The organism is Pseudarthrobacter equi, from assembly GCF_900105535.1.
GTDB classification, from domain to species: Bacteria; Actinomycetota; Actinomycetes; order Actinomycetales; family Micrococcaceae; genus Arthrobacter; species Arthrobacter equi.
Genome location: NZ_LT629779.1, coordinates 915,594 through 939,321, shown reverse-complemented (window position 1 = coordinate 939,321; position 23,728 = coordinate 915,594). Strand labels below are relative to the sequence as shown.

Genomic DNA, 23,728 nt, shown 5'->3' with positions numbered 1-23,728 from the left:
GTACATAAGAGTGACCGGCATCACGGCCGGCCATAGCATCGGTTGCACCAGTCAGTCTTGCTGATCGTTTTTCATGAGAAGAGGAACCCCATGCGCCAGATCCGCGCATTGCGAATTGCCGCCGTCGCTGCCGGCATCGCCCTGATGGCCACCGGCTGCGGTGCCACCGGCAAAAGCTCCACCGGCGCCGAGAGCTCCGGCTCCGCCGCCAAGCCCGTCACCGGACTCCAGATCATGGTCCCCAACACCCCGGGCGGCGGCTACGACACCACTGCACGCGCCGCCGCGAAGGTCCTCGACGACGAGAAGATCTCCACCAACACCGAAGTCTTCAACCTTGCCGGGGCCGGCGGCACCGTGGGCCTGGCCCGCGTTGTCAACGAAAAGGGCAACGGCGACCTCACCATGCTGATGGGCCTGGGCGTGGTGGGTGCCAGCTACACCAACAAGTCCGAGTCGAAGCTGACCGAGACCACTCCGCTGGCACGGCTCATCGAAGAGCCCGGCGCCATCATGGTCAGCAAGGACTCCCCCTACAAGACCATCGACGACCTCGTGAAGGCCTGGAAGGCAGATCCGGGCTCCATCGCCGTGGGCGGCGGCTCCTCCCCGGGCGGCCCGGACCACCTGCTGCCCATGCAGCTGGCAGGTGCCGTGGGCATCGACGCCACCAAGGTCAACTTCGTTTCCTACGACGGCGGCGGCGACCTTCTCCCCGCGATCCTCGGCAACAAGCTTGGTTTCGCGGCTTCCGGCGCCGGCGAGTACCTGAAGCAGATCGAATCCGGCGAGGTCCGTGTCCTGGCCACGAGCGGCGAGAAGCGGCTCGACGGCGTCGACGCCCCCACGCTGAAGGAATCCAACATCGACCTCGTCTTCACCAACTGGCGCGGCATCGTGGCCCCTCCGGGCATCAGCGACGAGGACAAGTCCTCCCTGATCGCGGCACTCGAGAAGATGCACGGCACCGAAGGCTGGAAGGAAGCACTGAAGACCCACGGCTGGACCGATGCGTTCATCACCGGTGACGAGTTCAAGAGCTTCCTCACCGAGCAGGACAAGCGGGTGGCAGACGTCCTCACCAAGCTTGGGTTGGCGTGACATCCCTGACCACAGGCCTTAAAGGCCGCGCCGAGCTGGGAGTCTCACTCCTGCTCGGCGCGGCCGGCGTCCTGGTCTTCCTGGACGCCAACGGCCTGGTAACCCCGTATTCGAAGTCCGACCCGGTAGGGCCCAAGACCGTTCCGTTCATCGTGGCCGGAATGCTGGTGGTTTGCGCGGTACTGCTGGCCATCAACGTCCTGCGCGGCGGCAAGGGAGAGGCCGAAGGCGGCGAGGACGTCGACCTGGAGCACCCCGCCGACTGGAAGACCATCCTGCCGCTGGCGGGCGCCTTCATCCTGAACATCCTGCTCGTTGACTGGGCCGGCTGGGTCATCTCGGGCACCGTCCTGTTTTGGGGCAGCGTCCTGGCTCTCGGGAGCCGCCACTACGTGCGGGACGGACTGATCTCCGTGGCACTGTCACTGCTGACCTTCTACGGCTTCTACCTCGGCCTGGGCATCGCACTGCCGGCCGGCCTCCTGGAAGGAATCCTCTAAATGGACGTCTGGTCCTCCCTCATGGACGGCTTTGCCACCGCCCTGACTCCCATGAATTTCATGTACGCCGTCATCGGCGTCATCCTGGGCACCGCCGTCGGCGTCCTTCCCGGCCTGGGCCCGGCCATGACCGTCGCCCTGCTGCTCCCGGTCACCTACGCCCTGGAACCCACCAGTGCCTTCATCATGTTCGCCGGCATCTACTACGGCGGCATGTACGGCGGCTCCACCACCTCGATCCTGCTCAACACCCCCGGCGAATCGTCCTCAGTGGTCACCGCCATCGAGGGCAACAAGATGGCCAAAGCGGGCCGGGCTGCGCAGGCGCTAGCGACGGCGGCCATCGGCTCGTTCGTCGCCGGCACCATTGGCACGGCGCTACTCGCTGTCTGCGCACCGATCGTGGTCAAGTTCGCCGTCAGCCTCGGCGCTCCCAGCTACTTCGCCATCATGGTGCTGGCCCTGCTGGCCGTGACGGCGGTGCTCGGTTCATCGCGGCTGCGCGGTTTCGCTTCGCTGGGCCTCGGCCTGGCCATCGGCCTGGTGGGAATGGACTCCGTCACCGGCCAGCGCCGCCTGACCTTCGGCCAGCCGCTGCTGGCGGACGGCCTGGACATCGTGGTGGTGGCAGTAGCGATCTTCGCCGTGGGCGAGGCACTGTGGGTAGCGGCGCACCTGCGCCGGACCCCGCTGCACGCGATCCCCGTGGGGCAGCCCTGGATGGGCAAGTCCGACTGGAAGCGCTCCTGGAAACCGTGGCTGCGCGGTACCGCCTTCGGGTTCCCCTTCGGTGCACTCCCTGCCGGCGGAGCCGAAATTCCCACATTCCTTTCATACGTCACGGAAAAGCGCCTCAGCAAGCACCCTGAAGAATTCGGCAAGGGGGCCATTGAAGGTGTCGCCGGTCCGGAAGCGGCCAACAACGCAGCCGCTGCCGGCACCCTGACCCCCATGCTTGCCCTGGGCCTGCCCACCAACGCCACGGCCGCCGTGATGCTGGCCGCCTTCACGTCCTATGGCATCCAGCCGGGCCCGCAGCTCTTCACCAGCCAGGGACCCCTGGTCTGGGCGCTGATCGCCAGCCTCTTCATCGGCAACTTCCTGCTGCTGATCATCAACCTGCCGCTGGCACCGATGTGGGCCAAGCTGCTGCAGCTCCCCCGCCCGTACCTGTACGCCGGCATCCTGTTCTTCGCCACGCTGGGCGCCTACTCGGTGAACCTGCAGGCCTTCGACCTGGTGCTCCTGCTGGTGCTCGGCGCACTCGGGTTCATGATGCGGCGCTTCGGGCTTCCCGTGCTGCCGCTGATCCTCGGCGTGATCCTCGGTCCGCGGATTGAAGGACAGCTCCGCAAAGCCCTGCAGCTGAGCGCAGGCGATCCTGCCGGCCTGTGGAGCGAACCGATCGCCGTCGGGATCTACGTCATCATCGGCCTGATCCTGCTGTGGCCGTTTGCCTACAAGCTCATTCGCCGCAACCGTCCGAAGAACAGCCCGCTGCTCCCGGCGAACTCCGGCGCAGCAGACTACAGCGACTGAACCGCCGAAGCGCGGTCCAAGAAACCAAAGGAGACACCATGACCATCGTGGTGGGATACGTCCCGACACCCGAAGGCGAAGCCGCCCTCACCCAGGCTATCGCCGAGGCCCGCAGGAACAGCACCACCCTGCTGGTCATCAACTCCTCCAAGGGTGACGCCCTGGTGGATAACCGCTACGCCCAGGAGCAGGAGATCCAAAGCATCGAGGACCGTCTTGCCACCCAGGGCATCGACCACGTGATCAAGCAGCCGGTCCGTGGCCACGATGCCGCAGCGGAAGTCCTCGACGCGGCCGAGGAGCACAACGCCGAGCTGATCGTGATCGGCCTGCGCCGCCGGACCCCGGTGGGCAAGCTGATCATGGGCAGCGTCTCGCAGCGGATCCTGCTGGAAGCCGACTGCCCCGTCCTGGCCGTCAAGGCGGGTTAGCCCCACCGGCGTCAGGCGCCGGCGCGGGCGGCACCGTGTCACGCACCCGCGCGGTACAGCTCCTGGCGCTGGCGGCCCAGCCCTTCCACCTCCACCTCCACCACATCCCCCGGCTGGAGGTAGGGGAAGCGGCCGCTCAGCGCCACCCCCTCCGGAGTCCCGGTGATGATCACATCACCGGGCTCCAGCCGCATGTACTGGCTGCAGTGGTGGACCAGCGTGGCCGGGCTGAAGATCAGTCCCCCCGTGTTCGAATCCTGGCGCACGTCCCCGTTGACCCAACTGCCCAGGGACAGGTTTCCGGCGTCAACATCCCCTGCCGGAACCAGCCACGGCCCCAGCGGCGTGGACCCTGGAAGCGACTTGCCTTTGGTCCACTGGCCCGCCGCTCCGGGGATCTGGTATTCGCGTTCGGAAAGGTCGTTGGCCGTGACGTATCCGGCGATGCACTCCCGGGCCTCTTCTTCGGACGTGAGGTAGCTGGCCTCCTTGCCGATCACGATGCCGAGTTCCACCTCCCAGTCGTACTTCCGTGAGTGCGGCGGGATGGGGGCAGGATCGCAGGGCCCGGTGACAGTGTTGGTCGGCTTGAGGAACACCACGGGGATTTCCGGGGGCGCGGAGCCGGATTCGGCCGCGTGGGCGGCGTAGTTCATGCCGATGCCCACCACCGAGCCCGGCCGGGCCAACGGAGCGCCAATGCGGAGGTCCCCGGCGTTCTCGATGGGTGGCAGTTCCCCTGCCGCCAGGGCTTTCCGCACCCGGTCCAGGCCGCCGGCGGCAAGGAATCGGCCGTCCACATCCGTGGTGAGGGGCAGCAGGCTGAAGTACCTGTCTGTGCCGTCCGCTGCGGGAACCAGTACTGCCGGCTGCTCCTCGCCGGCGTTGCCCAGGCGCATGAGTTTCATGGCGGATCTCCTTTGATGGCGGGTTGCGGGCCGGGTGCTCCGAGCCCCTCTCCAATGGTCGCGGATTGCTGCCGTGCACCGTGAACCGGCGGTTTATGACCGGCGTTTAAAAAACAGACATCTGACATCTGGGCAGCCAAGCGGTAAACTGTTGTAGCTTCACGCAAAAAACACAGAAAGTTCAGCACATGAGTACAGCTACCTTGGAACGCCGTCCCGCCGCTTTTGGCCTCGCCGAAGCGTCCGCGCACCGGTCCATCGACCTGGAGTTCTCCAGTGCCAGCGAAGTCCACGCCGGACTGGAGGATGCAGTTGCCGAGCTGATCAGCGTGGCGGCACAGGATGCTTCCTGCGGCATCCTGGTGACCCGCCTTTACCCTGGGCGCTACACGGTTGCCCTGGACGAGTCGGTGCCGTTCGGCCAGACATTCGAGGCCATCGCGGCCTGACAGCGCCGCTACCGCCACAGTCGGCACACAACTTAAAAACGCGAAATCCCCGCCCTGCCGTGAGGCAGTGGGCGGGGATTCCGTTTGGTCCGTTCCGTTGTGCAGGCCGTTATGCTAGCTGCGGCGCACCTGCACGCCGTCGGACTTGAGGAAGAGTTGCTTCTCCGCCGGCCCGGCAGGTACAAGCCAGAGGACGTTTCCGCTCTGGGATACTTCTTCCACCTCACCGGCGGCTACCACATGCGCATGCTTCATGATCTCGACGTGGTCGCCAACCTGGAGTGATTTCCAGTCGGATACCGCGGCGGAATGGGCATGGCGCCTCGACAGGACTGCCCCACGTGCTTTCATTTGAACTACTACCCCTTTGTATGCGTTCTGCCGTCACAGCGTCTTCGGTGTGACTTTCACTACACCTTCAGTTCTACTACACTCCGCGTGCCACCGGCCGCCGTGTCGGCCAAAATTCCAACTGATGGACGCGGAGTGCGCAGACGCTGAAGATTCTTCGGTATCAGGCCAACGTTCCGACGGCGGATTCGGCTGCCCTGAGCACGTCGCCGGAGGAAACGAGGCGGTCAGCCGCTTCGAGTTCCGGCGAAAGGAAGCGGTCCGTCCCCGGACCGTCCACCACGGTGCGCAATGCGGCCACGACGGCGGTGCCCGCCGGTCCCGGCGTGAGGGCGCCGCCGGACAGCTGCGTGCGCATGTCCAGCGCCCGGGCAGAGGTCACCAGCTCGATGGCCAGGACCCGGCGGAGGTTCTCCACAGCCTTGCGGAGCTTCCGGGCAGCGTGCCAGCCCATGGACACGTGGTCCTCCTGCATGGCGGAGCTGGGGATGGAGTCAACGGAGGCGGGCACTGCCAGCCGCTTGTTGTCAGAAACCAGGCCGGCCTGGGTGTACTGGGCGATCATCAGGCCGGAGTCCACGCCGGGGTCCGCGGCAAGGAATGCGGGCAGGCCGTGCGAACGCGCCGGGTCCAGCATCCGGTCCGTGCGGCGCTCGGCGATGGAGCTGAGGTCCGCCACGGCGATGGCCAGGTAGTCCAGGACGTAGGCCACCGGCGCGCCATGGAAGTTGCCGTTGGAGCTGACCCGGCCGTCCGGCAGGACCACGGGGTTGTCGATGGCCGCGGCGAGCTCGCGGGATGCCACCAGCTCGGCGTGGTCCACGGTGTCGCGGACGGCCCCGGCCACCTGGGGTGCGCAGCGCAGCGAGTACGCGTCCTGGACTTTGGGGTCCCCCACCCGGTGGGATGCGACGATCGGGGAGTTGGAAAGGACCCGCAGCATGTTGTCCGCGCTGGCGGCCTGGCCCGGGTGCGGCCGCAGGGCTGCGTGCAGTTCGGGCAGGAACACCTGGTCGGTGCCCAGCAGCGCCTCGACGCTGAGCGCGGCGGTGATGTCAGCCGTCGTCAGCAGTTTGCGGAGGTCCGCGATGGCCATCAGCAGCATGCCCAGCATGCCCTCGGTGCCGTTGACCAGCGCCAGGCCTTCCTTCTCGGCGAGGATGACGGGCTCGATGCCGTGTTCCGCAAGCAGCCCGGCGACAGGTTCCTCTCCGCGCCCGCCATAGCGGACGCCGTCGGGCCCTTCCGCCTCGCCTTCGCCCATCAGCACCAGGGCGCAATGCGAGAGGGGCGCGAGGTCGCCGGAACAGCCGAGCGAGCCGAACTCGCGGACCACCGGCGTGATGCCGGCGTTGAGGACGTCCACCATAGTCTGCAGGACCACCGGGCGGACGCCCGTACGGCCGGATGCCAGGGTCTTGGCGCGCAGGAACATGATGCCGCGCACCACCTCCCGCTCAACGGCCGGGCCCATGCCGGCGGCGTGGCTGCGGATCAGCGACTTCTGCAGCTGGGTGCGGAGGTCGTTGGGGATGTGCCGGTTGGCCAGCGCTCCGAAGCCAGTGGAGATGCCGTAGGCCGGGATGTCGCTGGCCGCGAGGCCGTCAATGTGGGCACGGACCCTGGCAACGGTGTCCAGGGCGTCCTGCGAGATGGTCACCTTGGCGTTGTGGCGCGCGACGGCGAGCACATCCTCAGGCGTGACGCCGGCGGATCCGAGGGTGACGGTCAGCGGTTCGTGGGTAATGGCAGTCATGGTGGTCACTTGCTCTCATTCATGGGGATGCGGACGCCGCGTTCCTTGGCGACCTCGGCGGCACGGTCGTAGCCGGCGTCGACGTGGCGGATGACGCCCATGCCGGGATCGTTGGTGAGGAGGCGTTCGAGTTTTTCGGCGGCGAGGTCGGTGCCGTCGGCCACGGAGACCTGGCCGGCGTGGATGGAGCGGCCGATGCCGACGCCGCCGCCGTGGTGGATGGACACCCAGGTGGCACCCGAGGAGGTGTTGAGGAGGGCGTTCAGCAGCGGCCAGTCGGCGATGGCGTCCGAGCCGTCGGCCATGGCTTCGGTTTCCCGGTACGGGGAGGCGACGGAGCCGGAGTCCAGGTGGTCACGGCCGATCACGATGGGAGCCTTGACCTTGCCTTCTTTAACCAGGCGGTTGAAGAGCAGACCGGCCTCGGCGCGCTCGCCGTATCCCAGCCAGCAGATGCGGGCGGGCAGGCCTTCGAACTCGACGCGCTCCTGGGCGGCGTCGATCCACTTGTGGAGGTGCTTGTTCTCGGGGAACAGTTCCTTGATGGCTTCGTCGGTGACGCGGATATCCTCCGGATCACCGGACAGTGCCACCCAGCGGAACGGGCCGAGGCCCTCGCAGAACAGGGGTCGGATGTAAGCGGGGACGAAGCCGGGGAATTCGAACGCCCGGGTGTAGCCACCTTTGCGGGCTTCATCGCGGATGGAGTTTCCGTAGTCGAAGACCTCGGCGCCGGCGTCCTGGAATTCCACCATCGCCTGCACGTGGCGCGCCATGGAGGCCTGGGCCTTCTTGGTGAACCCCTCGGGATCGGCCTCCGCCTCGGTGTGCCATTCCTCCACCGTGATGCCCTCAGGCAGGTAGGACAGGGGATCGTGGGCGCTGGTCTGGTCCGTGACGACGTCGATGGTCAACTCGCCGGCCTGGTGGCGGCGGAGCAGTTCCGGGAAGACCTCGGCGGCGTTGCCCACATAGCCCACAGACCAGCCGCGGCGCTCTTCCTTGGCCTTGAGCACCTTGGCGATGGCGGCGTCGAGGTCTGTTTCAACCTCATCCAGGTAGCGCTTGCCGGCGCGGCGGCGCAGGCGGGATTCGTCGACGTCGACGATCAGGCAGGCACCGTCGTTGAGGGTAACGGCCAGCGGCTGGGCGCCGCCCATGCCGCCGCAGCCGCCGGTCAGGGTCAGGGTTCCGGCGAGGGGTCCTTCGGTGGACCCTTCCTCTGCGGGCGCGGGGCGGCCGGCGGTGGCCTGCCGGGCGTCGGCAAGTTTGCGTCCGACGGCGGCAAAGGTTTCGTAAGTGCCCTGCAGGATGCCTTGCGTGCCGATGTAGATCCAGGAGCCTGCCGTCATCTGGCCGTACATCAGCAGGCCTTCGGCCTCGAGGCGGCGGAACTCGGGCCAGGTTGCCCAGTCGCCCACCAGGTTGGAGTTGGCCAGCAGCACCCGCGGAGCCCATTCGTGGGTGCGGAACACGCCCACCGGCTTGCCGGACTGGACCAGGAGGGTCTCGTCCTTTTCCATGGTTTCCAGGGTGCGGGTAATGGCGTCGAAGGCTGCCCAGGACCGGACGGCGCGGCCAGTGCCGCCATAGACCACAAGATCGTCCGGGCGTTCTGCCACCTCGGGGTCCAGGTTGTTCATCAGCATGCGCAGCGGCGCTTCGGTCTGCCACGACTTGGCGGTGAGCTCAGTGCCGCGGGCTGCTTTGACCGGGCGGGCACCGGTGGTGAAATCGGCGGGTGCCATGGTGGCTCCTTTTCATTGTGTGTCTGGTTCTGCGGAAGTCCGGGATGGGAAAGTGCTTCTGTATCTACTAAAGCCCTTTGGGAACGGGCCTTACAGGGGTTTCGCGGGGGTGCTGTCCGGGGTTCCAGACATGCCCGCCGTCGTCCGTTGCCCTATCACCTCGAGGCCCTGACAGGCGGCTTTAGGGACCCGAAGTGATGGCGCAAGTGGGGCTAGGTGGCGGGCCGTCCGTGGATGCGGACAGACAGTTCGTTGGCCACCTTTTGCACCCGGGCGGCCAGGACTGGCCAGGAGTCCGCGGCGAGTTTCTCCTCCAGGAAGGTGACAGCCACAGCGGCGGTGGGCCAGCCAAGGTGGTCGGTCACAGCTGCGGCGATGGAGCCGAAACCGGGGGTCACCTCGCCGTGTTCGGTGGCGTAGCCGCGCTGCCGCACCTGGTCCAGGTGCGAGGAAAGCGCCGAGTACTTCATGATGGGCGATTCAGTTTCGTGCCTCGCGGTGAATGCGGCGGCGTTGGGGTACAGAGCGCGGACCTGGGATTTCGGAAGGGCCGCGAGGATGGCCCGGCCGCTGGCGGTGAGGTGGCTGGGAAGCCGGACGCCGACGTCGGTCACCAGCGATGGGCGGTTCTTGGCCCGCTCCTCCACGATGTACAGCACGTCCCGGCCGTGGAGGACGGCCAGGTGCGCACTCTCCCCCAACGCGTCCACCAGCGACGCCAGCAGGGGCCGGCCCAGCCGGGAAAGCGGCTCCTGCCGGGAATACGCGGAGCTCAGTTCGAAGGCGCTGATCCCCAGGCCGTAGCGCTGCTCCTCATGCAGGTGCAGCACAAAACCGTTCGCCTCCATCACCCCCAGCAGGTGGTAGACACTGGAGCGCGGCAGGCCCAGCGACGAGGCGATCTGGGAGGCGGCCATCGGGCCGCGGCGGGAGGCCAGCAGCTTGAGGATCCGGAGCGTGTTCTCGGCGGCCGGGACCTTCGACGCCGGCTTGGCATCCTGCGCCGGCTGCTCCGCTGCCCCCGGCATCGCCTCCATGGCAACCATCCGTACTCCCTTCACCGGGATCCGGCCGTGTCCGGGATCCCATACTCAAGCATGCACCTCTATCGGGGCAGCAAAGTGGCCGTTCAGAAGCCGACTGTCTGGTATTCCGGACAAGCGGGATCCGCAGGCCGGATATTGCGTGGCCTAGGCTGGCCAGCATGACCGACTACCACCCGCGGCTCGTGGATTTATATGACCAAGACAATCCTGACGGGCCGGACCATGATTTCTACCGCGGCCTGGCCAGCGAAGTGTCTGCCCGGAACGTGGTGGATCTGGGGTGCGGCACAGGCATCCTCACTGTCACCCTTGCCTCGGCAGAACGCACTGTGGTGGGAGTTGACCCGTCAACAGCGATGATCGGCTTCGCCCGCAACCGGCCGGGCGCTGCACACGTCGACTGGGTGGTGGGCGACAGCAGGAGCATCCCCGGGACGGGCTACGACTTCGCCATCATGACCGGAAATGTTGTCCAGGCCATTCCGGGCGATGACTGGTCCCGGACACTTCACGACCTCCGTCTGGCCATGGCAACTGGCGGAACACTGGCCTTCGAAAGCCGGAATCCGGCGGCGCGTGCCTGGGACAACTGGGCATTTGTGGACAAACGACGGGACAGCCTGCACGGGCCATTGATCGAGCGGAGGACTGTCTCCGCACCGGAACCGGGAGTCGTGAAGCTTCAGGCGTCCACCACGTTTGCCGCCACCGGTGAACGCGTCCACGACACGCAGCTACTGGCATTCCGCGACCGCAACTCCATGGCCGATGACCTTGTCGAAGCGGGCTTCGCCGTGGAGGCAACCTACGGCGACTGGGTGCGTACGCCCTTCACGGATGACGCGCCCATCATGGTTTTCGTCTGCCGCGCTGTGTGACCCGGACGTGATGGCGCGCTGACACGGAACCGATAGGCGGACCATGTGGGTAGGGTGCGTTGCATGGATGAGAAAGAGACACTGCACCGGTACCTTCGCGTCCGGCGCGACAATCTGCTCGGCAAGCTTGATGGGCTGAGCGAGTACGACGCCCGCCGGCCGCTGACACCCACCGGCACCAACCTGCTGGGCCTGGTTAAGCACGTGGCCAGCGTGGAGCTCGACTATTTTGGCGTGGTCTTCGGCCGGCCCAGCGGGCGGCACCTGCCCTGGCTGGACGCCGACGCCCTTCCCGATGCGGACATGTGGGCAGCCGCCGACGAGTCCCTCGCGGACATCCTCGAGCTGCACCGGTTCGCCGGCGAGCACAGCGATGCCACCATCGAAGCCCTGCCGCTGGATGCAGTGGGGTCGGTGCCATGGTGGCCGGAGGAGCGAAGCCAGGTCACGCTGCACCAGATCCTGGTGCACATGGTTGCCGAGCGGGCGCACCACCTGGGCCACGCCGACATCCTTCGCGAACTGATCGACGGGACGGCAGGCCAGCGTCCCGGCGATCCCAACCTGACGTCCCGGACCCCGGAGGAATGGGCCAGCCACCGCGCCGCCATCGAAAGTGCAGCGCGGACAGCATCGACTGAAGGGCGAGGGTAACCGACACACAGCCGGCGCCGGGCCCAACCAACAGGGCCGCCCGGACAGTCTGAGATCAAAGACACCAAGCCTGCGTGAGGCTCATCACGGCGTCCCCGGAAGTGGTCTGCTGGTTAGCGGCTCCCCTCCCAAAGACGAGAAGGTAAGTGTATGCAACAAGCACCATCCCCAACCCGGAACGAAAGCCGCGCCGGACAGCAGACCCCGGCAGCCGCCGTCGGAAGCGTCCTGAACCGCGGGCTGAACGTCCGCCACATCCGGTTCATGGCCCTCGGTTCGGCCATCGGCACCGGCCTCTTCTACGGCTCCGCTTCCGCCATCCAGAAGGCGGGCCCCGCCGTCCTGCTGGCCTACATCATCGGCGGCGCCGCAGTCTTCATGGTGATGCGGGCACTGGGCGAAATGGCCGTGCGGCACCCGGTATCCGGCTCCTTCGGCCAGTACGCCAGCCGCTACCTTGGCCCGCTGGCCGGCTTCGTGACCGGCTGGACCTACGTGTTCGAGATGGCGATCGTGGCCATCGCCGACGTCACGGCCTTCAGCATCTACATGGGCTTCTGGTTTCCGCAGGTAGACCGCTGGATCTGGATCCTGGCCATCATCTGCTTCCTGGCCGCCCTGAACCTCCTCAGCGTCAAAGTCTTCGGCGAACTCGAGTTCTGGTTCTCGCTGATCAAGGTGGCAGCCATCGTTGCGATGATCGCCGGCGGCGCCGCCATCATCGCCTTCGGTTTCCAGGCCGGCGGCTCCGGCGTGGCCCCGGGCCTGGGCAACCTCGTTGAGCACGGCGGCCTGTTCCCCAACGGGTTCGGCGGGCTCCTGGCATCCTTTGCCGTGGTGATGTTCGCCTTCGGCGGCATCGAAACCCTCGGCATCACCGCAGGCGAAGCAGCCGAGCCCAAGAAGGTCATCCCCAAGGCCGTCAACACCGTTCCGGTCCGCGTGCTGCTGTTCTACGTCCTCACCCTCGGCGTGCTCATGAGCCTTTTCCCCTGGAACGAGGTGGGAAGCAACGGCAGCCCCTTCGTCCAGATCTTCAGCGGGCTGGGCATCCCGGCCGCCCCGCACATCCTGAACGCCGTGGTCATCACGGCAGCGCTTTCGGCAATCAACAGCGACATCTTCGGTGCCGGACGCATCCTCTTCGGGCTCTCGCAGCAGGGCCATGCACCCGCTGCCTTCGGCAAGGTCTCCCGGCACGGAGTTCCGTGGATGACGGTAGTGATGATGACCGCGATCCTCCTGGTGGGCGTGGTCCTGAACGCCGTCATCCCCGAGGACGTCTTCCTGGTCATCGCCTCGATTGCCACGTTCGCCACCGTCTGGGTTTGGGTCATGATCCTCGCTTCCCATGTGGCAATGAAGCGGGAAATCAAGCACGGCGGACTCCCGGCGTCGGAGTTCCCCTCGCCGTGGTGGCCGGCGGCATCGGTGCTGACCATCGCCTTCATGGCACTGGTCATCGTGGTGCTGGGCGCCTTCGAGGACACCCGGATCGCCCTGTACGTCGGCGCAGCGTGGCTGGGACTGCTGGTCCTCGGCTACCGCCTGTGGGTCAAGGGTGACGGACGACGGCGGGCCCAGCTTGAGGACGAAACGTCACCGCTGCCGGTGGTGGAGCCGGCCGGGCGCACCCAGGCAGACTGAGAGCGGCAAAGCAGCGTCAGTGGGCTCCTTCCGGGGCTAAGATCAGGCATGGTTCCTGCCCCCAGCCTCCTGGCGTTTGCACTGGCCTCGGCGGTGCTGATCGCCGTCCCCGGCCCCAGCGTACTGTTCGTCATCGGCCGGTCCCTGGCCCTGGGCTGGAAGGGCGGCGTCCTGACAGTGCTGGGCAATGCCTGCGGCCAGCTGCTGCAGGTGGCTGCGGTGGCGCTGGGGGTTGGGGTGCTGGTGGCTCAGTCGGTGCTGCTCTTCAGCGCAGTGAAATTCGCGGGGGCTGCCTACCTTATCTACCTGGGCGTCCAGGCCATCAGGCATCGGAAGGTCCCCGCCAGTTCCGAAGGCCGCCCAACCGCCACACGCCCGCGGCGGCTGGTGGCTGAAGGGGCGGTGGTGGGTGCCACCAATCCGAAGTCCGTGGTGTTCTTCGTGGCGGTACTCCCGCAGTTCGTCGACTATCCCTCGGGATCGATTCCCCTGCAGCTGGGGATCCTCGGCGCGGTGTTCCTCGTCATTGCAGTGGTTTCCGACAGCCTGTGGGCCGTTGCCGCCGGAACCGTCCGGGAATGGTTCGCCAGGTCGCCGCGCCGGGTTTCCACCGTCAAGGCAACAGGCGGCGCGCTGATGATCGGCCTTGGCGGGACGCTGGCCCTGACGGGCAGCAAATCCTAGGACTCGCCCGCGGCCGGAAGCTTGGCTGCGGGGCCGGCCGGCCGGCCCCGCAGGGAAGCACAGAAGCACAGCAGCACGGCTGACCGGAAAAACAACGGTGCCCGGCCCCTCGAAAGGGACCGGGCACCGTTTGCGTTGGCTAGGCCGAAGCCGTGGCGGACCGGACCGCCTCGGCGAGGGACGTCGTAGGGCGTCCGATCAGCTTCTGCAGATCGCCGGTGCTGACCAGGAGATCGCCCCGGGCGATGCCCAGGTCCGAGTCTGCCAGGATCTCCGCGAATGCCTGCGGAACACCCACCTGGGCCAGGAGGCCTGCGTAATCGTCACTGGGCATGTTGTTGTAGCTGATGTCCGTGCCCGTGGCCGCGGTGATTTCCGCGGCGAGGTCGGCCATGCTGAAGGCGTGGTCGCCGCCAAGCTCGTACACCTTGCCGGCCTGGCCGTCGGCCACCAGCACGGCTGCGGCCGCCTGCGCGTAATCCTGCCGCGACGCACCGCTGACCTTGCCGTCACCCGCGCTGCCGGCAATGGCACCCTGCGCGAGAGTCCCGGGCAGCTGCTCCGTGTAGTTCTCCAGGTACCAGCCGTTGCGCAGCAGGACGAACGGAACGCCTGATTCACGCAGGAGTTCCTCCGTTGCCTTGTGCTCGTCCGCCAGCTTCATGCCGGTGGTGTCCGCGTTGGCGATGCTGGTGTAGGCGAGAAGTTCCACGCCGCCCTCGGCCTTGGCCGCCTCGATGACGGTGCGGTGCTGCTCCACCCGCTGGCCCACTTCACTGCCGGAGATCAGCAGGACGCGGGTGGCACCCTTGAGGGCAGTTGCCACGGAGGCGGCGTCCGAGTAATCGACGGACACGACGCTGACGCCCTTGGCTGCGAAATCTGCCAGCTTGTCCACGGAGCGCCCGGCGGCCACGATGTCACCGGCGGGAACGTTGCGCTCCAGCAGTGCTTCGAGGACGTGGCGGCCCAGGTGTCCGGTGGCTCCGGTAACGACGATGCTCATGGGTGGATCCTTTCGGGATGTTTGCTCTGTCAAAGGTCACAACCACGCCCTGATGGGATTGCTTCCCGAAAGAGAGTACGCACTTTTAAGTAAGGTACTTACCTACTGGTAAGGTACCAACCCAGCGGTAAGCTGGTGCCATGGACGCAACCCTCCAGCCCGCTCCCCTTCCGCTCAGTTTTTCCGACGGCGTGTTCCCGGCCGGATGCCCCAGCCGCACGCTCCTGGACCACGTCACCAGTAAATGGGGCGTCCTGATCCTCATTGCCCTCTCCGAGGGATCGCAACGGTGGAGCGAACTGCGGCGCAGGGCGGAGGGCATCAGTGAGAAGATGCTGGCGCAGACCCTGAAAACCCTGGAACGGGACGGCCTGGTGAGCCGGGACGCACAGCCCGTCATCCCGCCGCGGGTGGACTACAGCCTGACGGAAAAAGGCTACGAACTCAGCGCATTGCTGGTGCCCCTGGTGGCGTGGACCTTCGATAATGCCGAGGAAATCATCAACGGCAGGGCCTGAGGTAAGGCCCCGGCATGGGCTGCCAGGCAGCCCCAACAAACCGGCTCCCGTGGGCCGCCAGGCTCCGTGACCTTCCCGTGTCCTCCTCCGGGTAGTGATGCTTTCAAACCTGAGTACCTGTTACTGGTGTGACTGGTGTGATTAGCGCATAGCTTTGGCGTAAGGTGCATGCCGGGATTACGAGGACCATCCTCTGCTGGGGAGCGTTCCGGCACCAGGCACCGCGACTGAGCGGCAGGCTGCCGCCTGGGAGTTGGTACGCATGGATACGAGTGATGTCCAGGACCTGTCCGGCATGGGCCGTCCCATCAGCCTTGGCTCGGCGGTGGCGCTGGGATGGGGCAGGGCGGTTGAGGCACTGCGCCCCCGCAGCCCCTACCGGATCGGGGATGCCGTGCTGGGGGACGACCCCTTCAACGGCAGGCACGAAGGGACGGTGGTAACGCAGGAGGGAACCACCGTTGGCGTCAAAACCGTCCGCGGGCTCTTCTTCTACGACCACCGGCAACTGCGGAGGCTGGACTGACCGCCGGAGCGGCCAGCCCAGCCTGGCATTCAGGGGTTCGCGCACGGATCCGTGGGCAAGGAAAGCCCTACTTGGCAGACCAGCCGCCGTCCATGGTGTAGCTGGCACCGGTCACCATGCCGGCATGGTCGGAGGCCAGCCATGCCACCAGGGACGCCACTTCCTCCGGCTCCACCAGGCGTTTAACGGCCGCCTCCGTGAGCATCACCTTGGCCAGCACTTCGGATTCGGGGATGCCGTGAACGGCCGCCTGGTCCGCGATCTGCTTTTCCACCAGCGGCGTCCGGACGTAGCCGGGGTTGACGCAGTTGGATGTGACACCGTGTTCCCCGCCCTCAAGCGCAGTCACCTTGCTCAGCCCCTCGAGGCCGTGCTTGGCGGATACGTACGCGCTCTTGAACGGGGAGGCGCGGAGCCCGTGCACCGAGGACAGGTTGATGATGCGGCCGAACTTGTTGGCGTACATGTGCGGCAGCGCGGCCCGGATGAGCAGGAACGGCGCCTCCAGCATCAGGGCCAGGATCCGGCGGAACTGCACCGGATCGAACTCCTCGATGGGGCTGATCCGCTGGATTCCGGCGTTGTTGACCAGGATGTCGCAGTCCAGGCTCAGGGTGGCGAGCGAGTCCACGTCCAGCAGATCCACGGCCCAGGACGTGCCTCCCACTTCGTCGGCGAGGGCGGCAGCCGCTGCCGCGTCGACGTCGGCCACCACCACTTTCGCCCCGCGGGCCGCAAGTTCCCGGACACAGGCCGCGCCGATGCCGCCGGCACCGCCGGTGACCAGGGCCTTCCGGCCATTCAGTTCGTGTTCCATCTCAAAATCCCTTCGTACGCACTGACTGTCGTGGGGCCGTGGCAGCTCAGCGCGCGGAGGCGTTGAGCAGGCCCTCGCGGGCGGCGTCGGCCTTGTCCACGTCCTGCAGCGCAATCCCCTTGGTTTCGCGCAGGCTCAGCACGGAGAACGCGGTGATGGCGCAGGCAACCACCAGGTAAATGGCTGTGGGGAGCCAGGAACCGGTGTCCTTGAGCCACTGGGTGGCCAGCAGCGGCGCCAGCGAGCCGGCGAAGATGGACGTCACCTGGGATCCGAGCGAGACGCCGGCGTACCGCATCCGGGTGGGGAACAGCTCGGCCATGATGGCGGGCTGGCCGGCGTACATGAAGGCGTGCAGGCACAGGCCGATGGTCACGGCGAGCACGATGACCACGGCGTTGCGGGTATCGAACATCGGGAAGGCGAAGAACGGCCAGGTGGCGCCGGTGATGGCACCCACCAGGTAGACGGGCTTGCGGCCCCAGCGGTCCACCAGGCGGCCCACCTGCGGGATCACCAGGAAGTGGATGACGTGCGCGATGAGCAGCGCCAGCAGCAGGGACGAGGTGTCGTACTTGTGGACGCTTTTCAGGTACACGATGGCGAAGCTGACCACCAGGTAGTACATGATGTTCTCGGCGAAGCGGAGGCCCATGGCCTGCAGGATGCCTTTGGGGTACTTCCGGATGACCTCGCCCACGCCGTAGCTGACGGCTTTCTCCTTCTCCACGAGCTCCTTGGCTTCGAGGAAGATGGGGGCTTCGGAGACGTGCCGGCGGATATAGTAGCCCACGAACACGATCACGGCGGAGAGCCAGAATGCCACGCGCCAGCCCCAGCCGAGGAAGGCTTCGCTGCTGAGGGTGGAGGACATGATGTACAGGACCAGCGTGGCCAGCAGATTGCCCACCGGCACCGCCGCCTGGGGCCAGCTCGACCAGAAGGCGCGGGTCTTGTTGGGGCTGTGTTCGGCCACGAGGAGGACCGCGCCGCCCCATTCACCACCGAGGGCAAAGCCCTGGATAAAGCGCAGGAACACCAGCAGGGCCGGTGCCAGGTAGCCGATGTCGGCGAAGCCTGGGAGGCATCCCATCAGGAACGTCGAGACGCCGATGATCACGATGGTCAGCTGCAGGGTGGGCTTGCGGCCCAGCCGGTCGCCGATCTGGCCAAAGACAATGCCGCCCAGCGGACGGGCCACGAATCCCACCGCGTACGTGATGAAGGCCTGGATGATGCCGTCCAGCTCGTTGCCGGTGGAGGGGAAGAAGTACTTGCCGAAGACCAGGGTGGCGGCCGTGGCATAGAGGAAAAACTCATACCACTCCACCACGGTGCCCACCATGGAGGCGGCCACGATCTTCTTTAGTCCTCCACCCTTTGTGGGGGTCCCGGCGCCCTGGTTGGCCGGGCGTTCTCCTACGCTCACTGGTTTTCTCCTTTAGTGTCCACGTTGACACGTGCTGTGATCTCCAGCACAAGTGACTACCCTGAGTATTGCTGCACAATCTTGCGCCTTCAATGACCAAAGAGGCACCCGCTGTGTGCACAATTGCAGATATGAATGCCAACCCCGATGATCTTTTGGTCCTCCTTGAGGTGTCACGTTCGGCGAAATTCACGACGGCGGCGCAGGCCTTGGGCTTGAACCACACCACCGTTTCACGCAGGATCGCCGCACTGGAGAAGTCGCTCGGCGGACGCGTCCTGGCGCGGGCGGCGGGCGGCTGGGAGCTGACCGAACTGGGCGAGCGGGCGGTGCGCGTGGCCGAGCAGGTGGAGGAGGTCCTGGCCACGCTGGGACCCGGCGGCCGCGCACCCGACCCCATTACCGGCGTCGTACGCATGACCGCGACGGACGGTTTCAGCGCCTACATTGCCGCACCCGCGGTGGCCCGGCTCCGGCGCGCCCACCCGGGGCTGAGCGTGGAGGTCGTCACCATGACCCGGCGCGCGCTGCAGCAGCGCTCCGGCCTGGATATCGAAGTGGTGGTGGGTGAGCCGCAGGTGCACCGCGCGGAGGCGGTCCGGCTGGGCGAGTACGTGCTGGGGATGTATGCCTCGCGCGCATACCTGGCGGAGCACGGCACACCTGGCACCGTGGCTGACCTCAACGGGCATCCGCTGGTCTACTTCGTGGATTCCATGCTGCAGGTGGACCTCCTGGACGCCCCGCGGCGCCTGGTTCCGGCCATGCGGGACGGGCTCACGTCCACCAACGTCTTCGTCCACGTTGAAGCGACCCGTGCCGGCGCGGGCATCGGCTTCCTTCCCTGCTTCATGGGCGACCTGCACGATGACCTGGTCCGGCTGCTCCCGGACCAGATCGCCGAACTGCTCCCCTACTGGATGGTCCTGCGGCCCGATTCGATGCGCCGCCCGGCTGTTGCCGCCGTGGTCCAGGCCCTGCGCGAACAGGTGACGATGCACCGGGAGAAGCTGCTGGGCCGGGGCTAATCCTCCGGAGGTGCCGGGGCGTCGTGGCGCACCGGGATGCCGGCCGCGAAGGCGCGGACCTGGGCGTCGTCCCAGATGTGCGCCGGTACCGCTCCGCCCAGCAGCCTGCGGGCCAGTTTGGGATCGTCACCGAAGGGGACGTCGCTGCCGGCCATCACCATGTTTCCGTAGCGCCGCCCCTTGAGCATGGCGGGATCGGCGATGATCAGGGTGTGTTCGAAGGAAGCGGCGATCGTGGCGGCGTCCTCGCGGGCACTCTTCAGGTCCGGGGCGTCCCCGGAGTTCACCACGTACACGCCGCCCGGGGCAAGGACCCGGCGGACATGCTGGTTGAACTCGGCGGTGGTCAGTGGCCGCGGCGTTAAAGCGCCGGCGAAGACGTCCCGGATGATGAAGTCGCGGGTGTCCGCGGTGAGGGTTTCGGTGACCTCCCGGGCCTCCCCCACCCGGATCCTGAGCAGCGGCGCCTTGGGCAGGTCGAACCAGCCGCGGACGTACTCGGCGAGCTTGCCGTCAAGTTCCACCACCACCTGCCGCGCGTCGGGGTAGGCAGCAGCGAAGTACCTGGCGAGGGAGCAGGCTCCGCCGCCGAGGTGGAGGCCGCGCAGCTTCCCCGGGTTATCGGCGGCCCCGCCCCGGGTGGACGAAGCGTCCGACGGCGGCCAGCGGGATTCGATGAGCGCGGCGATCCACCGCATGTATTCAAAGTCGAGGAACAGCGGGTCCGCGAGGTCGATGTGCGAGCTCATGACACCGTTGATTTTCAGGAGCCAGCCGGTGGAGTTGTCCTGGTCCGCGATCAGCTCGCAGTCACCGGTATCAACGTAGTAGACGCCTTCCACCGGACCTTTGGACCCGGGACCCGGGCTTTCCACGACGCCGGCCGCAGCACGCCCGCGGCCACCCGACTTTCCGCGTTTCGCCATTACCCGTGCCCCGCCTCAGTCATGGATCCAACCCTAGTGGAACTGCGGCGGGGCTACTCCCCCGAGCCCTGGAGTGCCGTTGCAGCTCCCTGGCCGCCGCGGATGCGGTTGACCACGGCGGTGGTGGAACGCTCGGCCACGTAGTCCAGGATGGCCACCCGGCCGCCTGACTCCTCAACTGCCGGCGTCTCCGCCAGCATTTCCGGCGTGTAGTCACCGCCCTTGGCATAGACGTCGGGGCGGAGCTGCCGGATCAGCGGTTCGGCGGTGGGGGTGTCAAAAACAGTCACGTAGTCCACGCAGCTCAGGGCCGCCACCACAGCCGCGCGGTCCGCGACGGCGTTGATGGGCCGCCCCGGCCCTTTGAGGCGGCTGACGGAGTCATCGCTGTTCAGCGCCACCACCAGGACATCGCCCAGCTGTTTGGCCTGGTTCAGGTAGCGGGTGTGGCCGCTGTGCAGGACGTCGAAGCAGCCGTTGGTCAGCACGATGCGCTGCCCCTCGGACCGGTGCAGGTCCAGTTGCTGTTGCAGCTCGTCAGCTCCCAGGGCGGTGTCCGCGAAGGCTGCCAGGTACCGGCTGAGCTGGCTGGTGCTGCATACCGAGGTCCCGGGCTGGTGCACCACCACGTCGGCGGCCGACTGGGCGAGGTCCAGGCTGGCCGTCAGCGGCAACCCGGCAGAGCGCGCCAGGGTCAGCGCCGCCACGAACGTATCGCCCGCCCCGGAGGCCTGCTTCTCGGCAGCCGGGCGTGCCCATGTGCGGTGGGTGGCGCCGTCGGGCCTGATGAGCACGGTGCCGTCCCGGTCCAGGGTGACCACCACCGCTGCGGCGCCGGTGGCTGCCAGCAGCGCCGGTGCCTGCCCCGTGACAGTGTCCGCCCGGTCCGGCCCGGCGGGGAGCCGGACATCGAGGAGCCGTGCGGCCTCCTGCGCGTTGGGCGTGACCAGGTCCGGCCGCAGCGGCGCCCAGGGCCGCGGGTCATGGGAATCGACCACCACCAGCGGGCGGCGTTTACCGGCATTCCCGGCAGTCCCGGCATTGGCCAGGGCTGCCACCAGGCTTTCCTGCACGGGGTCCGCGAGCACGCCGTTGCCGTAGTCGCACACCAGCACGGCATCCTGGCGTTCGACGGCGGCGCGCACCGAGGAGGCCAGCTCGGCGAGCGCTTCGGCGGGCACGGTCCGGGCGGCGTCGTCGATGCGGAGCATCACCTGGCCGCCGCTGCTGATCCGGATCTTGGTGGTGGTCACCATGTCCGGGTGCGAGTGCAGGTGCCGGACGTCGATGCCCGCCGTCTCGAGCTGGCGGCGCAGGTCCGCACCGGCGTCGTCCGTGCCGATGATGCCGGCAACGGAGACCCGGGCGCCCAGGGCGGCCAGGTTCATGGCGGTGTTTGCCGCACCGCCCGGAAAAGAGTCCCGGACGGCGATGTCCACCACCGGCGCCGGAGCTTCCCTGCAGAGCCGCTCGATGGTGCCGCTCCACCAGCCGTCCAGCATGAGGTCACCGATCACCAGCACGCTCGGCTGTTCTGCCGCCAAGCGTCCGGGCAGCCATTCGGCGAGCGCCCGCTGGGTGGAAAGGTCGGCAGTGTCCGGGTGCAGGCTCATGGCCGGGCCTGTTCGGCAGCGGGCGCGGGCGGCGCGGAGATGTGGACCACCTTGACCTGGCTGAATTCGTCCAGCAGTTCGGGCCCGTAGCCGAACCCGGCTCCGCTGTCGCCGCGGGGCTGCGCTGCGCCGCCCGGGGCTCCGCCGAATACAGCGTTGACCTTGACCGTGCCCACCGGCAGCGCCGCCACGGCCTGCTGGATGTGGGCGATGTTGCTGCTCAGGACGGTGGCCGCGAGGCCGTACTTGCCGCTGCACGCGAGCCGCAGGCCGTCGTGGAACGAGTCCACCACCTGCACCGGGGCAACCGGGCCGAAGGTTTCCTCAGTCATCACCTGCATCTGTGCGGTGCAGCCAACCAGCACGGTGGCCGGGTAGAAGGATCCCGGCCCGTCCGGCAGGTCACCGCCCTCCACGGCAATGGCGCCGGCCCCGAGGGCTTCGGTGACCTGCGCGTGGACCTCGTCGCGCATCCGCCCGTCCACCAGCGGGGCCACGGATCCGCTGCCGTTGCGGCGCGCGGCCTCCGCCTTGAGCGCCGCGGTGAATGGTTCCGTGATGTCCCGGTGCACGTAGATCCGTTCCACTGCCGTGCAGATCTGGCCGCTGTTGCTGAAGGCGCCGATGGCGGCCTGCTCCGCCGCCCAGGTGGGGTCGACGTCGCGGTCCACCAGGAGCGGATCGTTGCCGCCGTTTTCGCGCAGCACGTGTGCGCCGGTCAGGGCGCCCGCACGGGCAATCCTGGCACCTGATGCGCTTGAACCCACGTGCGCCAGTACGTCCACCTCGGCCTGGGACAGCAGGGCGCCAACCCCGGCACCGCCGGAAACGGTGAGGAGCACTCCGGGCGGGAAGGCCGGCGCCAGGACCTCTCCGAGCGCCTCGCCCAGCCTCGGGCAGCGTTCGCTCGGCTTGTGGATGACGGCGTTGCCCGTGGCCAGGGCGGCACCGATCAGGCCGCAGGCCACTGCCACGGGGTCGTTCCACGGAGTCAGGAGGACCGCGACCCCGCGCGGCTCGGCCACGGTGTAGTCGGCGGCGAGCCGGTTGCCCCGGAGGCTGTGGCCCCGATGTACCGGGGCAAGCTCGGCGTACTGCTCAAGGGTGGAAACGGCCGCTCCGATGCCGGCCAGCGCTTCCTCCACCGGCCGCCCGGTTTCGCTGGCGTTGAGCCCGGCCAGCTCCTGCGCGGCGGAGTCCAGTGCCCGGGCCGCAGCCTTGAGGGCCGCCCCGCGGTCCGCGGGCGCGGTGGCAGCCCATTCCGGGGCAGCCCTGCGGGCCACCTCCACGGCATGGTTCACCGCTTCAGGGCCTGCTTCGTGGACTGTCCAAAGGACCTCGCCGGTGCGCGGGTCAGTGATGGTGATGCCGCCGGATTCGGCCGTGTCCCGGCCTGCTGGTGTGTCGATCGCTGTGGTGGGCATGGGGTTCCTCCCGTCGTGTGCGGACGTGGCCTGTGGCCGGTTTAGGGCCAGGACCCTTCTTCCTCGTGGCAGATCAGCATTTCGCGGACTTCGCAGCCACGGGGCTGGTTCAACGCGAACAGGATGGCCTGGGCGGTGTTGGCGGGATCGTTCAGGCGTGAATCGTCCTGCGGCTTGTACTGTTCCGTGCGGTCATCGAAGAACCGGGTCTTCATGCCGCCGGGGATGATGGTGGTGACACCGATCTCGCCTCCGGTTTCCGCCGCGAGGGCGTGGCTGAAACCCACCACACCGAATTTGGAGGCGCAGTAGGCGGTGGCATCGGCCACGGCGCGTTTGCCCAGCGTGGAGGCGACAGTGATGACGCGGCCGTGGTTGGCCTTCAGGTAGGGCAGCGCGGCGCGCACCACGGAGACGGTGCCCATCAGGTTCACCCCGATGACCTTCTCCCACTCCGTGGCGTCCACGTCGGCGAGCTTGCCGCAGCGGTCGATGCCGGCGGCGGTCACCACGCCGTCCAGGCCGCCCACCGTTTCGGCCGCTTCACGCACGGCCGCTTCCACGGCCAGCCGGTCCGCAACGTCCACTTCGAACGCCTTGACGCCGGACACGCTGCTGATATCGCGGTCCAGGACCACGGGCGTTCCGCCTGCCTTCAGGACGGCGTCGACGACGGCGGCACCCAGTCCGGAGGCGCCTCCGGTAACCAGTACGCGTCCGGGGTTGTTGGCATCTGCAGTCATGGTGTT

General features: G+C 67.4%; 24 protein-coding genes. 12 read left to right on the top strand and 12 right to left on the bottom strand.

What is annotated here, in order from left to right; genetic code table 11:
* Positions 1-90 precede the first annotated feature (90 nt).
* From BLT71_RS04245 to BLT71_RS04230, 4 genes are read left to right on the top strand one after another with little or no spacing between them, the layout of a single operon-like run.
* Positions 91-1,101 (top strand): Bug family tripartite tricarboxylate transporter substrate binding protein, encoded by a 1,011-nt coding sequence (locus BLT71_RS04245; RefSeq protein ID WP_091717871.1) that lies wholly within the window; start codon positions 91-93, stop codon positions 1,099-1,101.
* Positions 1,098-1,601 (top strand): tripartite tricarboxylate transporter TctB family protein, encoded by a 504-nt coding sequence (locus BLT71_RS04240; RefSeq protein WP_091717869.1) that lies wholly within the window; start codon positions 1,098-1,100, stop codon positions 1,599-1,601. The genes BLT71_RS04245 and BLT71_RS04240 overlap by 4 nt, the downstream gene beginning before the upstream one ends.
* Complete coding sequence (locus BLT71_RS04235; RefSeq protein WP_091717868.1) at positions 1,602-3,140, top strand: tripartite tricarboxylate transporter permease; 1,539 nt, start codon at positions 1,602-1,604, stop codon at positions 3,138-3,140.
* Positions 3,141-3,178: 38 nt separating this feature from the next.
* Positions 3,179-3,571: a universal stress protein gene (locus BLT71_RS04230; protein ID WP_091717866.1), complete on the top strand. Its 393-nt coding sequence runs from the start codon at positions 3,179-3,181 to the stop codon at positions 3,569-3,571.
* Positions 3,572-3,609: 38 nt separating this feature from the next.
* Here the strand turns inward: BLT71_RS04230 and BLT71_RS04225 are convergent, their stop codons facing one another.
* Positions 3,610-4,479, bottom strand: a complete 870-nt coding sequence (locus BLT71_RS04225; RefSeq protein WP_091717864.1) for a fumarylacetoacetate hydrolase family protein — start codon at positions 4,477-4,479, stop codon at positions 3,610-3,612.
* Between the two features lie 188 nt (positions 4,480-4,667).
* Between BLT71_RS04225 and BLT71_RS04220 the strand changes: the two genes are divergently transcribed.
* Entirely contained in the window at positions 4,668-4,928 is a 261-nt protein-coding gene (locus tag BLT71_RS04220; RefSeq protein WP_091717862.1) for a hypothetical protein, read from the top strand.
* A gap of 114 nt (positions 4,929-5,042) precedes the next feature.
* Here BLT71_RS04220 and BLT71_RS04215 read toward each other — a convergent pair whose 3' ends face one another.
* From BLT71_RS04215 to BLT71_RS04200, 4 genes are all read right to left on the bottom strand, one after another.
* Positions 5,043-5,279, bottom strand: a complete 237-nt coding sequence (locus tag BLT71_RS04215; protein WP_045732783.1) for a hypothetical protein — start codon at positions 5,277-5,279, stop codon at positions 5,043-5,045.
* Between the two features lie 163 nt (positions 5,280-5,442).
* Positions 5,443-7,035 carry a histidine ammonia-lyase gene (hutH, locus tag BLT71_RS04210; protein ID WP_091723803.1) on the bottom strand — a complete coding sequence of 531 codons (1,593 nt, stop codon included), beginning with the start codon at positions 7,033-7,035 and terminating at the stop codon, positions 5,443-5,445.
* A gap of 5 nt (positions 7,036-7,040) precedes the next feature.
* On the bottom strand, positions 7,041-8,783 hold the full coding sequence (locus BLT71_RS04205) for a urocanate hydratase (protein WP_091717859.1): 1,743 nt from the start codon (positions 8,781-8,783) through the stop codon (positions 7,041-7,043).
* Positions 8,784-8,995: 212 nt separating this feature from the next.
* On the bottom strand, positions 8,996-9,820 hold the full coding sequence (locus BLT71_RS04200) for an IclR family transcriptional regulator (protein WP_231994517.1): 825 nt from the start codon (positions 9,818-9,820) through the stop codon (positions 8,996-8,998).
* A 167-nt stretch (positions 9,821-9,987) separates the two neighbouring features.
* On the opposite strand from BLT71_RS04200, the gene BLT71_RS04195 reads away from it, so the two are divergent.
* The 4 genes from BLT71_RS04195 to BLT71_RS04180 all read left to right on the top strand — a co-directional run bounded on the left by BLT71_RS04195 (position 9,988) and on the right by BLT71_RS04180 (position 13,692).
* Complete coding sequence (locus BLT71_RS04195; protein ID WP_091717858.1) at positions 9,988-10,707, top strand: class I SAM-dependent methyltransferase; 720 nt, start codon at positions 9,988-9,990, stop codon at positions 10,705-10,707.
* Between the two features lie 63 nt (positions 10,708-10,770).
* Complete coding sequence (locus BLT71_RS04190) at positions 10,771-11,361, top strand: DinB family protein (RefSeq protein WP_091717856.1); 591 nt, start codon at positions 10,771-10,773, stop codon at positions 11,359-11,361.
* Positions 11,362-11,511: 150 nt separating this feature from the next.
* Positions 11,512-13,008: an amino acid permease gene (locus BLT71_RS04185; RefSeq protein ID WP_172829901.1), complete on the top strand. Its 1,497-nt coding sequence runs from the start codon at positions 11,512-11,514 to the stop codon at positions 13,006-13,008.
* A gap of 48 nt (positions 13,009-13,056) precedes the next feature.
* Positions 13,057-13,692, top strand: a complete 636-nt coding sequence (locus tag BLT71_RS04180) for a LysE family translocator (protein ID WP_091717853.1) — start codon at positions 13,057-13,059, stop codon at positions 13,690-13,692.
* Between the two features lie 139 nt (positions 13,693-13,831).
* Here the strand turns inward: BLT71_RS04180 and BLT71_RS04175 are convergent, their stop codons facing one another.
* Entirely contained in the window at positions 13,832-14,698 is an 867-nt protein-coding gene (locus tag BLT71_RS04175; protein ID WP_091717851.1) for an SDR family oxidoreductase, read from the bottom strand.
* 140 nt (positions 14,699-14,838) lie between these two features.
* On the opposite strand from BLT71_RS04175, the gene BLT71_RS04170 reads away from it, so the two are divergent.
* Together BLT71_RS04170 and BLT71_RS04165 are read left to right on the top strand one after the other, a co-directional pair.
* A complete protein-coding gene (locus BLT71_RS04170; RefSeq protein ID WP_091717850.1) occupies positions 14,839-15,216 on the top strand; it encodes a winged helix-turn-helix transcriptional regulator in 378 nt (125 codons plus the stop codon).
* A gap of 262 nt (positions 15,217-15,478) precedes the next feature.
* The gene (locus BLT71_RS04165) at positions 15,479-15,742 is read left to right on the top strand and encodes a hypothetical protein (protein WP_091717848.1); all 264 of its coding nucleotides are present in this window, start codon (positions 15,479-15,481) and stop codon (positions 15,740-15,742) included.
* Positions 15,743-15,809: 67 nt separating this feature from the next.
* Here the strand turns inward: BLT71_RS04165 and BLT71_RS04160 are convergent, their stop codons facing one another.
* Both BLT71_RS04160 and BLT71_RS04155 read right to left on the bottom strand, forming a co-directional pair.
* A complete protein-coding gene (locus tag BLT71_RS04160; protein ID WP_091717846.1) occupies positions 15,810-16,559 on the bottom strand; it encodes a 3-hydroxybutyrate dehydrogenase in 750 nt (249 codons plus the stop codon).
* 46 nt (positions 16,560-16,605) lie between these two features.
* Complete coding sequence (locus BLT71_RS04155) at positions 16,606-17,988, bottom strand: MFS transporter (protein WP_091717844.1); 1,383 nt, start codon at positions 17,986-17,988, stop codon at positions 16,606-16,608.
* Between the two features lie 131 nt (positions 17,989-18,119).
* Between BLT71_RS04155 and BLT71_RS04150 the strand changes: the two genes are divergently transcribed.
* Positions 18,120-19,016 carry a LysR family transcriptional regulator gene (locus BLT71_RS04150; RefSeq protein ID WP_091717842.1) on the top strand — a complete coding sequence of 299 codons (897 nt, stop codon included), beginning with the start codon at positions 18,120-18,122 and terminating at the stop codon, positions 19,014-19,016.
* Here the strand turns inward: BLT71_RS04150 and BLT71_RS04145 are convergent.
* Genes BLT71_RS04145 through BLT71_RS04130 form a run of 4 tightly spaced genes read right to left on the bottom strand, consistent with a single transcriptional unit; the run spans position 19,013 to position 23,722 of the window.
* Positions 19,013-19,942, bottom strand: coding sequence for a spermidine synthase (locus BLT71_RS04145; protein WP_091717840.1), 930 nt, complete (start codon positions 19,940-19,942; stop codon positions 19,013-19,015). The two genes, BLT71_RS04150 and BLT71_RS04145, sit on opposite strands and share 4 nt — an antisense overlap.
* Before the next feature lie 53 nt (positions 19,943-19,995).
* Entirely contained in the window at positions 19,996-21,555 is a 1,560-nt protein-coding gene (gene rfaE2, locus BLT71_RS04140) for a D-glycero-beta-D-manno-heptose 1-phosphate adenylyltransferase (RefSeq protein ID WP_091717838.1), read from the bottom strand.
* The gene (locus tag BLT71_RS04135) at positions 21,552-22,979 is read right to left on the bottom strand and encodes an aldehyde dehydrogenase family protein (RefSeq protein WP_091717836.1); all 1,428 of its coding nucleotides are present in this window, start codon (positions 22,977-22,979) and stop codon (positions 21,552-21,554) included. The genes rfaE2 and BLT71_RS04135 overlap by 4 nt, the downstream gene beginning before the upstream one ends.
* 41 nt (positions 22,980-23,020) lie before the next feature.
* The gene (locus tag BLT71_RS04130; RefSeq protein ID WP_091717834.1) at positions 23,021-23,722 is read right to left on the bottom strand and encodes an SDR family oxidoreductase; all 702 of its coding nucleotides are present in this window, start codon (positions 23,720-23,722) and stop codon (positions 23,021-23,023) included.
* Positions 23,723-23,728: the final 6 nt, after the last annotated feature.

Excerpts from the sequence above, each read along its gene's own strand:
- BLT71_RS04245 (WP_091717871.1), top strand. The coding sequence starts at position 91 with ATGCGCCAGATCCGCGCATTGCGAATTGCCGCCGTCGCTGCCGGCATC.
- BLT71_RS04235 (WP_091717868.1), top strand. The coding sequence starts at position 1,602 with ATGGACGTCTGGTCCTCCCTCATGGACGGCTTTGCCACCGCCCTGACT.
- BLT71_RS04230 (WP_091717866.1), top strand. The coding sequence starts at position 3,179 with ATGACCATCGTGGTGGGATACGTCCCGACACCCGAAGGCGAAGCCGCC.
- BLT71_RS04225 (WP_091717864.1), bottom strand. The coding sequence starts at position 4,479 with ATGAAACTCATGCGCCTGGGCAACGCCGGCGAGGAGCAGCCGGCAGTA.
- BLT71_RS04220 (WP_091717862.1), top strand. The coding sequence starts at position 4,668 with ATGAGTACAGCTACCTTGGAACGCCGTCCCGCCGCTTTTGGCCTCGCC.
- BLT71_RS04215 (WP_045732783.1), bottom strand. The coding sequence starts at position 5,279 with ATGAAAGCACGTGGGGCAGTCCTGTCGAGGCGCCATGCCCATTCCGCC.
- hutH (WP_091723803.1), bottom strand. The coding sequence starts at position 7,035 with ATGACTGCCATTACCCACGAACCGCTGACCGTCACCCTCGGATCCGCC.
- BLT71_RS04205 (WP_091717859.1), bottom strand. The coding sequence starts at position 8,783 with ATGGCACCCGCCGATTTCACCACCGGTGCCCGCCCGGTCAAAGCAGCC.
- BLT71_RS04200 (WP_231994517.1), bottom strand. The coding sequence starts at position 9,820 with ATGGAGGCGATGCCGGGGGCAGCGGAGCAGCCGGCGCAGGATGCCAAG.
- BLT71_RS04195 (WP_091717858.1), top strand. The coding sequence starts at position 9,988 with ATGACCGACTACCACCCGCGGCTCGTGGATTTATATGACCAAGACAAT.
- BLT71_RS04190 (WP_091717856.1), top strand. The coding sequence starts at position 10,771 with ATGGATGAGAAAGAGACACTGCACCGGTACCTTCGCGTCCGGCGCGAC.
- BLT71_RS04185 (WP_172829901.1), top strand. The coding sequence starts at position 11,512 with ATGCAACAAGCACCATCCCCAACCCGGAACGAAAGCCGCGCCGGACAG.
- BLT71_RS04180 (WP_091717853.1), top strand. The coding sequence starts at position 13,057 with ATGGTTCCTGCCCCCAGCCTCCTGGCGTTTGCACTGGCCTCGGCGGTG.
- BLT71_RS04175 (WP_091717851.1), bottom strand. The coding sequence starts at position 14,698 with ATGAGCATCGTCGTTACCGGAGCCACCGGACACCTGGGCCGCCACGTC.
- BLT71_RS04170 (WP_091717850.1), top strand. The coding sequence starts at position 14,839 with ATGGACGCAACCCTCCAGCCCGCTCCCCTTCCGCTCAGTTTTTCCGAC.
- BLT71_RS04165 (WP_091717848.1), top strand. The coding sequence starts at position 15,479 with ATGGATACGAGTGATGTCCAGGACCTGTCCGGCATGGGCCGTCCCATC.
- BLT71_RS04160 (WP_091717846.1), bottom strand. The coding sequence starts at position 16,559 with ATGGAACACGAACTGAATGGCCGGAAGGCCCTGGTCACCGGCGGTGCC.
- BLT71_RS04150 (WP_091717842.1), top strand. The coding sequence starts at position 18,120 with ATGAATGCCAACCCCGATGATCTTTTGGTCCTCCTTGAGGTGTCACGT.
- BLT71_RS04145 (WP_091717840.1), bottom strand. The coding sequence starts at position 19,942 with ATGGCGAAACGCGGAAAGTCGGGTGGCCGCGGGCGTGCTGCGGCCGGC.
- rfaE2 (WP_091717838.1), bottom strand. The coding sequence starts at position 21,555 with ATGAGCCTGCACCCGGACACTGCCGACCTTTCCACCCAGCGGGCGCTC.
- BLT71_RS04135 (WP_091717836.1), bottom strand. The coding sequence starts at position 22,979 with ATGCCCACCACAGCGATCGACACACCAGCAGGCCGGGACACGGCCGAA.
- BLT71_RS04130 (WP_091717834.1), bottom strand. The coding sequence starts at position 23,722 with ATGACTGCAGATGCCAACAACCCCGGACGCGTACTGGTTACCGGAGGC.